Origin of the sequence: Kribbella sp. NPDC049227 (genome assembly GCF_043197265.1) — a bacterium.
GTDB lineage: Bacteria > Actinomycetota > Actinomycetes > Propionibacteriales > Kribbellaceae > Kribbella.
The window spans coordinates 571,678-582,401 of the sequence record NZ_JBICST010000006.1; the positions used below are offsets into that span (position 1 = coordinate 571,678).

Genomic DNA, 10,724 nt, shown 5'->3' on the forward strand with positions numbered 1-10,724 from the left:
TCGTTCGTCACTTCCGGCCGGCCAGCGCCTCGGCCGGGATGAGCTTCTTCATCAGCGCCGCGTACTTCTCCCAGTCGCGCGGATCCCGGCCGTTCCCGATCGGGTACCAGATCGCGGGCGCGTGCGCCGGGCCGATGGCCAGCGCCTTGCTGATCCCCTCGACCTTCACCATCTCCGCCACGCTGGAACCCTCGACCGCCTCGTGGCCGGCCGCGATCCCGATCGGGCTCGCCATCGCGACGAACCGCGGCTGGTAGGTCCCGTCGGCGGCGCCGTACGACCCCATGACCATCGCCGAGATCAGCTCGAAATTGTCGGCGATCTCGTCGATCCAGTCGCCGACCTTGTTCACGTCGGGGAAGTCCATCCCGGGCTGGGCGACCGCCAGCGTCACCGTCTCGTCCAGGCCGGACTGGGTCCGGCGAGCCTCCAAGGTGCCGACCGCGGGCCGGAACTCCGCGCCGGGCTGCCCCGCGAGGATCAACCAGGTCGGATCCGGCGCCCGGCCGCGGCAGTACTCGGTCAGCGCCTCCGGGCTCCAGGGCTGGGTGACCGGCTCGGACGTCGACCAGCCGGCCGGTCCGGTGCCGGTGGTCGCGGTGAACAGCCGTTCGGCGACGCGGCCCAGCACCAGGCTCGCAACCGGCTTGTGCCGGACCCGCACGGTGAACTGCAACTGGCCGAACAAGTCGTCCTGGACGGCGAAGTCCGGATGCAGGTCCGACGTCTGCTCCCCTGGCTTGGCCGTCGACCGGGCCAGGAACTGCTCGCCGTTCCACTTCAGCCGGACCCCGTTGAGGCCGTCGAAGTACTCCCCGTCGTCGGCGGTGACGACCCACTTCGCGTTCAGGCCGCCGAACAGCGTCGAGCGCACCGGCCAGGTCAGGCTGGACGTCTTCGGCGTGATCAGCTGGACGTCGCGCCCGGCCGCCTTGGCCGACGTCAGCGCGTCGCTGAGCCAGGCCGACATACCGATCACCGGGCGGTCCTGCATGACGACGGCGACCTTGTCCGTGATCAGGTCGACGCCCGGGCTGAAGGTCAGGTCGTTCGGCATCTCAGTTCGTCCCTTCGGTCTCGGGTGCCCCGACGCCCGCGGACGTCCAGACCTTGCCGCCGAGCCGGTCGATCAGCGAGTTCGCGTACTTCTCCGCCACTTCGCGGCCACCCTCGGTCGCCGTCGCGCGGATCTCCACCCACCACGCCGGCGTCCGCACCGGACCGACGCCGGGACCGAGCATCCGCTCGACCTCACCCGGCACCTGGATCAGCAACGGCAGCTCGACCGACACCAGCGGCAGGTCGTCGGCGTCGCAGAGCTGGACGACGGCCCCGTCGCTGACCGCGCGGACACCGAGCTCCTCCCCCGCGGCCCGCAGGCCCGCCAGGATGTCGTCGCTCGACGGCCGCCCGTCCACGAGCGCCACCAGGTCGTAGGTCATGTCGTTCCTCCGCTGCTCTGGGCGACGGCCGGTGCCGGGTCCGCCATCGCCGTCTGGACCAGCTCCGGCCCGTCGCCTCGTCGTACGAACAAACCGCGGCCGGGCGGGTAGTCGCCGGGGTAGGCCCCGGTGAAGAGCTGTCCCTCGCTGCGGTCGCCGGACAGGACCAGACCGGCCGCTCCGGACTCCAGCACCGCGGACATGAACGGCTCGTACATCTGCCGCGACGCACCTGAGGCGCGCCTGGTGACGATGAAGTGCAGCTTGATGTCGCGGCCCGACGCGACGTACGGCAGGAACGCGTCCATCGGCGACTGGCCGCCCGATGTCAGCAGGTCGTAGTCGTCGGCCAGCACGACGATCCGCGGGCCGCCCTGCCCTGCCTCGGGGATCGCGCCGGTGTCGTCCGGCATCCGCTTCGCCAGCTCCTCCGACACCCCGTTGGCGAGCCCGGCGGCGACCCGGCCCGTCGGCGCGTAGCCACCGACGTACGCCTCCGGGACGAACTCGCGCAGGCCGCGTCGCGGGTCCATCACCGCGAACACGAGCTGGTCCGAGGTGTGCTGGTCGATCAGCTGCTGCACGACCAGCCGGACGATGTTGGTCTTACCGGACCCGCTGTCGCCGAAGACGACCAGGTTGGTGTCCCGGCCGGCCAGGTCGAGATACACCGGTGCCAGCGCCCGCTCGTCCACACCGATCGGGACGACGGCCGGCTGCCGGACCTCGTCGGCCACCTGGTTGCGCGGCAGCTGCAGCGGCAGGATCCGGATCTGCGGTGCCCGCGGACCCTGCCAGGTGGACCGCGCCGCCACCGCCTGGGCCTCGAGTACGTCGGTCAGGTTCGTGTCGTCGGCCGCACCGTCGATCCGGGGCAGCGCGAACTGGGCGTACAGCTTGCTGCCCGGGATCAGCATCCGGCCCGGGCCCGCCTTGCGCAGCACGTCCTGCAGGCGCCGGTCGATATTGGAGTCCGACGGGTCGTTCAGCCGGAGCTCGAGCATCGTCCCGAACATCGACTGGTTCTGCATCCGGATGTCGTTCCACCGCATCATCGCCGTGACCACGTGCACGCCGTAGCTGCTGCCCCGCTGGAGGATGTCGGTGATCGGCTCGTCCAGTTCGTCGAACGTCGTCCGGATCGCGCCGAAGTTGTCGATCACGAGGACGACGTCCGCCGTCGGCAGCTCCGGGAGGCTGCCGGCCGCGTGGTCCGCGCGCAGCGCCTCCATCGTGTCGATGGCGTGGTTGCGGAACACCCGCTCGCGCTGGTCGATCATGCCGCGGATCTCTTCGACCGTCCGCCGGATCCGCTCCCGGTCGGTGCGCAGCGCGACACCGCCGACGTGCGGAAGCTCGGACAGCGCCTGCATACCGCCACCGGCGAGATCGAGCGCGTAGATCGCGACCTCTTGCGGGGTGTGGGTGTGCGCCAGCGAGGTCACCAGCGTCCGCAGCGCAGTCGTCTTGCCGGACTGCGGGCCGCCGACGATCGCGGCGTGGCCACCGGCCCGGGTCAGGTCCAGCCGGAAGACCTCCTGGCGCTGGTTGGCCGGGTCGTCGACCACGCCCACCGGCGGGCACATCTGCGGCGACCGAACCGCCAGCTGCAGCCCCCGGCCGTCGACGTAGTCCGCACGGCCGGCCAGACCGTCCAGCGTGCAGGCGGCCGGCAGCGGCGGCAGCCAGATCTTCAGCACCGGCTGAGCGGTACGGCGTACCTGGTCGACGAACACGTTCAGCACCGTCGGACCGGTCGTCCGCTCGGTCGCCTTCTCCTCGACCGGCCTGTGCGCCTCCAGCTCCGCCTCGGACTGCTGGTACGGCGTCAGCTCGTGCGGCCGGACGTACTCGCCCTGGTCCTCGACGACCTCGTCGGCCGGCGGGACGTACGGGCCGGAGATGTACGCCGCCCGGAACCGCTGGTAGACGCTCGTGTCGACCTTCAGGAACCCGAAGCCCGGCAGCGGCGGCAGGTGGAAGGCGTCGGTGGTGTCCAGCACCGTCCGGCTCTCTTCCTCGGAGAACGTCCGCAGGCCGAGCCGGTACGACAGGTAGGTCTCGAGCCCGCGCAGCTTGCCGGACTCGATCCGCTGGCTGGACAGCAGCAGGTGCACACCGATCGACCGGCCGATCCGGCCGATCGAGAGGAACAGATCGATGAAGTCCGGACGCTCGTTCAGCAACTCGCCGAACTCGTCGATGATCACGAACAGGTGCGGCAGCGCCGGCAGGTCCGGGTTCTGCTCGCGGTGCAGCCGGTAGTCGGTGATGTTGGCGATGTTGCCCGCGTCCTTCAGCACCTGCTGGCGGCGCAGCACCTCGCCTTCCAGGCTCTTGTACGCGCGCTCGATCAGACTGGCGTCGTCACGCAGGTTGGTGATGATGCCGGCCACGTGCGGCACACCGGCGAACGGCGCGAACGACGCACCACCCTTGAAGTCGACCAGAACCAGCGCGAGATCCTCCGGACTGTGTGTGGCCAGCAGAGCCAGCACCATGGTCCGCAGTACCTCGGACTTACCCGAACCGGTCGCACCGATGCACAACCCGTGCGGGCCCATACCGAGCTGGGCGGATTCCTTCAGGTCGACCAGGACGACGGCGCCGTTGTCGTCGACCCCGAGCGGGACCCGCAGGAACTGCCGGTCGGACCGCGGCTTCCACAGCTGGCTGAAGTCCAGCTCGGCGACGTCCCCGATGCCGATCAGGCCCATGAAGTCGACGTCGTCGAGCTGGGCGTCCTCCTCCAGGGACTCCGCCGACAGCCGCAGCGGCGCGAGCTCGCGGGCCACGCCCTCGGCCACCGCCGCGTCCAGGCGGTCGACCTGGCCGCTGGCGACCATCGGGTACTGCCCGCGCAGGTCCTCGATGCGGACGTCGTCGCCGTACACGGTGATGCGCATCGTCACCGAGCTCGGCTCCTGGACGCGGTCGGCGACCAGGTGCAGCACGGTGACACCGAGCTCGCCGGGGACGAGGGAGTCGTCGGCCTGCGGGCGGACCTCCGCCGCGACGTCGCCGTACGTGTCATGCAGGACCAGGATCCGCTGGGTCAGCTTGCGACGGTCCTCGAAGCTCACCGAGCCGCGGCGCGACTCGGTCGCCCACTGGACCCGCTCGGACAGGTCGTCCGAGAGCAGTTGCGACAGCTTCTGCGGCGTGTCGGCGATCCGGCGGAACGGCGTCGGGCCGTCCGCGCGCTCCGGGTCCTGGACATGCGGCAGCCAGCTCAGCCACTGCCAGTCCGGAAGCGCGGCCCGCGGGTACGCGGCCGCCAGGATCACGTCCTCCGGTGCGTGGAACACCGCCGTCTGCACGAGCAGTGACCGAGCCACCCGGACGACGCCCTCGCGGTCACCGATGATGCTGACATTGCCGACGTGGTCCAGCGGGACCGTCAGCGGCATGTCCGGCATCAGCGTGAACCGCCGGACCAGCGCGTTGGCTTCCGCCATCATGAACTGGTCCGGGGGCTCCATCGCGGAACCGCCCTGGCCAACCGTCGCCGGGACCACCGGCACCCGGCCGCTACCGCAGCGTGGCTGCAGGAAGTCACTGTCGGTACGGCGCCGCTCCCACAGCCGGGACACGTCCACGACGCAGTCGAGCAGCGCGTCCGGTGGCGGGTTCAGCTCGAGCGCCTGGGCCCGGGCCTTCCGCTCCTCTTTCGAGAAGTCGTCCCGCATCCGCTCCAGGTAGTCCAGATAGCGGGTGCGCTGCTGCTTGCGGTCCTTGCCACCCTTGCCCCGCGACGCGATCATGCCGCCGATGGAACCGACCATGGTGAGCGCGAGCAGCCCGACACCGACCATGACCATCGGACCGGAGCGGCCCATCGTCATCATCGCGACCGAACCGATGCTGCCGACCATCGGCAGCAGCATCTGCATGGCGCCGCCGCCTCCACCGCCGCCGGCACCGCCAAGACTCGGTGCGACCTCGATCACTCGCTGCTGCTGCACCCCGGGGGCAGGTGTGCGCCGCGCCGGGCGGTGCACGATCCGGCTTGCCACTAAGGTTTTCCTCCGCTGGACCAGCCCGCGGTTGCGCGGGGGACTTCGTACTTCTTACCGACGGACGTGCGAGACACTCTAGTGGTGGGTGAGGTCAAGGGATGACGGGCGCGAACGATTCCACCGTGGTGGAAATGATTTCGGATCTCGCACCGATCTGGTTACCGGGTTGCGTGGTGGACGCCGACGAGCGGACCGTGGAGGTCGGCTGGGGCCGGGGTGCACTGCAGATGTCCGCGGTGGTCGGCGTCGGCGAGATCGTCAATCGTTGCCTCCAGCTACCACAGCCGCGCTGGCCGGAGCAGATCGAGGCCTGGCTGCGGGCCGTCGTCGCGGAGGGTGAGCTCGCCACCGAGGAGCACCGGTACGGCGACGTCGGCGAACGCCAGCGTGCCCTGCTGGTGCAGCGCGGCTGGTCCGCCCGGACGGCAGGCCCGGTCGCCGACGCGTTGATCCCGTTCGGGGACCACTTCGAGGTCGTCGTCTTCGTCCGTACGGGCGAAGAACTGCGCCGGCTGACGGTGGTCCGGCGCGCGATGCTCGGGCTCGCCGATCCCGGCGTACCGTCACCGGTGCAGTTGTCCCTGGCCGAGATCGCCGACCTGGAGCCGCAGCAGCACGATGGCTTCACCGTCCTCGGCCGCGACGACGACCCGCTGGTCTCGATGGCGATCGTGGACCGGGAAAACTTGTTGCCGCAGGCATCGATGGGAGCGGGCCTGTTGATCGGCGTACCCCGATTGAGCACGCTCGCGTACTGCCCCGCCGACGCCGGCCAGGCGCGCGCCGACGCGCTCGCCCGGTGGGTCGCCGAGAGCTACCAGGGCGCGCCGGACCGATGCTCGCCGGATCTCTTCTGGTTGCAGGGCGACCAGATGGTCCAGGTTCCCGTGACGCTGGCGACACCGCCGACCGCCGTACTCCCGGCCGCGGTCAAGCCACAGCCGCGGCGGACCTGGCTGCGGCACCTGTTCGGTCGCTGAGGCCGGCTACCTCTTCGACGGCGACGGACTGACCGGGCCGGAGGTCGTTGCCGTCGGCACCGGCTGCTGGTTCTTCTCGTTCTCCTTGGCCATCGAGGTCTTGAAGTACGAGACACCGGCACACCCGGCACAGGCGACCGCCCCGATCATCACGCTGGCGAACACCTTCCCGGTCTGCTCGGTCAGCGTGTTCCTGGCCCGTTCGGCCCCGAACAACCAGGCCTCCCGCAACCGCCGCCGCCGGACCGCGACCGACTCGATGACCTGCGTACCGTAGTTCCCGGACATCTCAGCCCTCCCGGTCCAACGCGTCCAGCGACGCCGCGTCGATCGGTTGCGGCGCAAGCGAAGCCCGCTCTGCCACCGACAGGATCGGGAGCGTGCCGTAGCCCAACTCGATCGCGCCGTTCGCCACCGTGTACGCACCGCCACGGCCGAACATCACCAGCAACGGCTCGTACGGATCGGCCAACTCCGGGAACCGCTGCCGCGGCAGGTCCCCGAGCGCTGCCCACCGCACGATCACCGCGGCATCCGTCGGACGGATCGGAAACTCGCCCGCGGTCGCCGCGTCGAGCGCCAGCCTGGCCAGCAGCGCCGGGTCGACAGCGACCGCCGGATCCACGGCGCCGGCCAGATCGCCGAACGGCCAACTCTCGGTGGCTCCGACGGCCAGCGCCCACTGCGCCGTCCGTCGCAGGAACTCGCTCGCCAGCCGTGCGCGCGAGCGGCGCCGCTGATAGGCGACATCGTCGTCCCATTTCACGGCGAGGAGGCGGTCGACCATGCGCTCCGCGGCGGTCGTGTCGGTCACCATCCCATCCCCTCGATCGCAGCTCGGACGACCTCGTCCAGGTTCGACAGATCGGGCGCGATCCCACCGGGAGGAGGGGTCAGCCCGAGCGTTCTCCAGTGTTTCAGCAAGTCCGCCTCGTCCCAGCTCTGCAACGACCGGGGTGCCACCTGATGCGCACCCGCGTGCTCGCGGCTGAAGTCGTAGTACTTGTCCGGTCCCCACAGCTTCGGTTCGGCGAAGTTGTACGGTACCCCGGCCTCGATCAGCTTGGCTTCAACGACCTCGTGGGCGATCAGCGACCGCAGCATGTTGACCTTGTCGGGGGACAACTGCTTCCCCGACGCCGCTTCCTTCCACAGGTCGGCGATGACCTCGTCCGCTCTGAAATAGCCGTGCCGGACGTCGCCGGGGCCGACCGCGACATCGTGGGTGTTCACGAAGAGGTTCCGCCTCGCCGTGTCCACCAGCGACGGATCGAGGTCCGCCGCCGCGGCGACGTTCGGAACGTCATCCGTCATGTTCCGGATGTCGCGGTAGCCGGCCTCCGCCTTCGGGGTGTCGTTCTCGACGAACTCGTTGTGGTCCGGTTCGCGCACCGGATACTCCGCGTTCCGCCGGGCCGCCGGCGAGCCACCCTCCGGCGCCGTCCCGTGCGTCGGCTGCTCACTGTGCGCCGGCCGCTCACCGTGCGCCGGCTGCTCACCGTGCGGCTGCTCACCGTGGCCGGGGTGTGACGAGTAGTCCGGCTGCGGACCGTCCGGCGCGGATCCGTATCCGCCCTGCCGCGGCGGCTGGTCGTGGCGGGCGTACGGCCCATGTTCCGGCGGCGAGTACCCCGGCCGCTGCTGCGGGTTGTACGGCTGCCGCGGGTCATACGGCTGCTGCGGGTTGTGCGGCTGCTGCGGGTTGTAGGGCTGCTGATGCGGTTGCTGCGGCGGCCCGTACGGCGACTCCGGCTGACGCGGAGGCCCATACGGATCATGCCCCGCCGGCCCAAACGGCTCCTGCCCCGGATGATACGGAGGCTGCCCCGGTTGCTGCCCTGGGTGGAGCGGGGGCTGGCCCGGTTGCTGCCCTGGGTGGTGCGGGGGCTGGCCCGGCTGCGGATGCGGCTGCCCGGGCTGGTTCGGCGCATGCGGCTGCTGATGGCCCGGCCCGTACGGCGGCCGCTGATGAGACGGCCCGTACGGCTGGTGCGGCTGCCCCGGCTGCTGATGCCCCGGGTACGGCTGATGCGGCTGCTGCCCCGGGTACCCCGGCTGCTCCGGCTCCCGATGCCCCGGACCGAACCCCGGCTCCCCCGGTTGCCGATGCCCCGGACCAAACCCCGGCTGCCCGGGCTGGCCCGGCTGGTGCGGCGCATGCGGCTGCTGATGCGGCGGCCCGTACGGCTGGTGCGGCTGGCCCGGCTGCTGATGCGGTGGCCCGTACGGCTGGAGCGGCTGTCCCGGCTGCTGATGCGGCTGCTGATGCCCCGGGTACGGCTGATGCGGCTGATGCCCCGGGTACCCCGGCTCTTGCGGCCCGTTCGGGTGCTGATGCCCCGGGTAGCCCGGCTGCTCCGGTTGCCGATGCCCTGGACCAAACCCCGGCTGCCCGGGTTGGCCCGGCTGGTTCGGCGCATGCGGCTGCTGATGCGGCGGCCCGTACGGCTGGTGCGGCTGCCCCGGCTCCTGATGGCCCGGGTACTGCTGATGCGGCTGCTGCCGTGGCTGATACCCCGGCTGCTGCGGCCCCGGGTGATGGGCCTGCTGCGGCCCGTAGTCCGGCTCCGGATGGGGCGGACCGTAGTCAGGCTGCTGGTGCTGCCCAGGCCCAAACGACTCACCCGGCTGCTGCGACTGCCCAGGTCCGTACGACTCACCCGGCTGGTGCTGGCCCGGACCGAACGACTGCCCCGGCTGAGCCGGCCCATAGTCGGGCTGCCCCGGACCAAATGACTGCCCCGGCTGAGACGGCCCATAGTCCGGCTGCCCCGGACCAAACGACTGCCCCGGCTGGGGCGGGCCGTAGTTCGGCTGGCCTGGGCCGTAGGGCTGCTGGTGCTGGCTCGGGGCGAACGGGTCGGCTGGCTGGTGCGGCTGGCCGGGGCCGAACGGTGCCGTCGGGTGAACAGGCTGGCCGGGAACGGAAAGGTCTACCGGAGGCTGCGGCGGGTGCTGCGGCGACGGGTAGCGGCTCTCCGCCTGCTGCCGCCAGTACGAACTCGTGTTGTCAGGCTCCACCACAACCCGCGGCGCCTCGCCGACAGGCGCGTCGACCGGCCCGCCGTGGTCACGTACATGCACGTGCCACGTCTTGGTCTCCGGATCGAACTCCAGCTTCGTCGGGTAGAACGACGTGTGCGGCGGGTGGATGACCTCGTCCACACCGAGGTGCGGATCACGCAGGAACGACATGTCCTTGCCGTGGTGAGCATCGATGTGCATGACCACCCGAGCCGGCGCGTACTGCCCGCCGCTGAAGATCTCAGCACCGGCCGGGTCCTTGTCCGAGTGCGTGAACGCCGGCTCCCGGACGGTGTTGCCCGGCGTGTACCGGTCCAGGAACGCCTGCAGTTCGCCCGGCGTGTCGAAGGTGATCCCTCGATGGATCTCCCCCACGTGGTCAGGCAGTCTGTTCATCGCCGACGTCGCCACGCGGACGAGCGGCATCCGCTCGATATTCGGGTCGCCTGCACGGAACGCTCGGTTGATGTCCTGATGGGGCATCCCGAGCATCTCTTCCATGGCATTGAGCTCGACGTCCGACAGCTCGTCGATCTGATCCCCGAGCTGTACTCGCCCACGCCCCCGGTGCTCGGCCATCTTGGCCCGGTCGATCGACCGCAACGTGGCCCGGTACGCCGCCTCGTCCTGCGCCGAAGCCCGGAACCCCCGATCAGCCAACTCCGATCCCGCAAACGGTCCGCCGTCGTCCACCCGCCCAGCCCCGAACTGCGGAGCCCCACGCCCCTCCGCCACATGCGCACCGGAAGTGCGCGTGTCGGGGGTACGCGTCTCTGCCGCATGCATATCCGGCGTGCGCGCGTCCGGTGTGCGGCCCTCCGGCACACGCGTCTCTGCCGCACGTGTTTCCGGCGTGCGCGCGTCTGGAGTGTGCCCATCCGGCGTACGCCCGTCGGCCCCCGGGGTGCGCCCCGCCGGGGTCTCCGTTTCCGGGGCACGCCCGTTCGGCGCGTGCGGGTCCGGTGTGCGACCCTCCGGCGCGTGCGTCTCCGGCGTATGCCCGGCACCCCCGGGGGTACGCCCCGCCGGGGTGTGCGCTTCTGGGGTACGACCTTCCGGCGCGTGCGGGTCCGGCGTACGACCCTCCGGCCCATGCGAGTCCGGCGTACGACCCTCCGGCCCATGCGTCTCCGGCGTACGACCCTCCGGCCCATGCGTCTCCGGCGTACGACCCTCCGGCCCATGCGTCTCCGGCGTACGACCCTCCGGCCCATGCGTCTCCGGCGTACGACCCTCCGGCCCATGCGTCTCCGGCGTAC

6 protein-coding genes and 1 pseudogene are annotated in these 10,724 nt (G+C 70.9%); 1 reads left to right on the plus strand and 6 read right to left on the minus strand.

Annotated elements, in window-relative coordinates; translation table 11 throughout:
* Positions 1 to 7: 7 nt before the first annotated feature.
* Genes ACGFH6_RS28775 through eccCa form a run of 3 tightly spaced genes read right to left on the minus strand, consistent with a single transcriptional unit; the run spans position 8 to position 5,458 of the window.
* Complete coding sequence (locus ACGFH6_RS28775) at positions 8 to 1,057, minus strand: DUF6177 family protein (protein WP_393390144.1); 1,050 nt, start codon at positions 1,055 to 1,057, stop codon at positions 8 to 10.
* 1 nt (position 1,058) lies between these two features.
* Positions 1,059 to 1,442 carry a hypothetical protein gene (locus ACGFH6_RS28780; protein ID WP_393390147.1) on the minus strand — a complete coding sequence of 128 codons (384 nt, stop codon included), beginning with the start codon at positions 1,440 to 1,442 and terminating at the stop codon, positions 1,059 to 1,061.
* A complete protein-coding gene (gene eccCa, locus ACGFH6_RS28785) occupies positions 1,439 to 5,458 on the minus strand; it encodes a type VII secretion protein EccCa (protein ID WP_393390150.1) in 4,020 nt (1,339 codons plus the stop codon). Before eccCa ends, ACGFH6_RS28780 begins: the two co-directional genes overlap by 4 nt.
* A 134-nt stretch (positions 5,459 to 5,592) precedes the next feature.
* On the opposite strand from eccCa, the gene ACGFH6_RS28790 reads away from it, so the two are divergent.
* A complete protein-coding gene (locus ACGFH6_RS28790) occupies positions 5,593 to 6,441 on the plus strand; it encodes a hypothetical protein (RefSeq protein ID WP_393390153.1) in 849 nt (282 codons plus the stop codon).
* A 6-nt stretch (positions 6,442 to 6,447) separates the two neighbouring features.
* Here the strand turns inward: ACGFH6_RS28790 and ACGFH6_RS28795 are convergent, their stop codons facing one another.
* From ACGFH6_RS28795 to ACGFH6_RS28805, 3 genes and pseudogenes are all read right to left on the minus strand, one after another.
* Complete coding sequence (locus ACGFH6_RS28795; RefSeq protein WP_393390156.1) at positions 6,448 to 6,729, minus strand: hypothetical protein; 282 nt, start codon at positions 6,727 to 6,729, stop codon at positions 6,448 to 6,450.
* A 1-nt stretch (position 6,730) separates the two neighbouring features.
* On the minus strand, positions 6,731 to 7,258 hold the full coding sequence (locus tag ACGFH6_RS28800) for a hypothetical protein (RefSeq protein WP_393390159.1): 528 nt from the start codon (positions 7,256 to 7,258) through the stop codon (positions 6,731 to 6,733).
* Positions 7,252 to 10,724, minus strand: a pseudogene (locus ACGFH6_RS28805) (hypothetical protein); the annotation flags it as partial. The gene ACGFH6_RS28800 and the pseudogene ACGFH6_RS28805, both read right to left, overlap by 7 nt.

Coding starts and splice junctions, on each gene's coding strand:
- ACGFH6_RS28775 (WP_393390144.1), bottom strand. CDS start 1,057: ATGCCGAACGACCTGACCTTCAGCCCGGGCGTCGACCTGATCACGGAC.
- ACGFH6_RS28780 (WP_393390147.1), bottom strand. CDS start 1,442: ATGACCTACGACCTGGTGGCGCTCGTGGACGGGCGGCCGTCGAGCGAC.
- ACGFH6_RS28790 (WP_393390153.1), top strand. CDS start 5,593: ATGATTTCGGATCTCGCACCGATCTGGTTACCGGGTTGCGTGGTGGAC.
- ACGFH6_RS28795 (WP_393390156.1), bottom strand. CDS start 6,729: ATGTCCGGGAACTACGGTACGCAGGTCATCGAGTCGGTCGCGGTCCGG.
- ACGFH6_RS28800 (WP_393390159.1), bottom strand. CDS start 7,258: ATGGTGACCGACACGACCGCCGCGGAGCGCATGGTCGACCGCCTCCTC.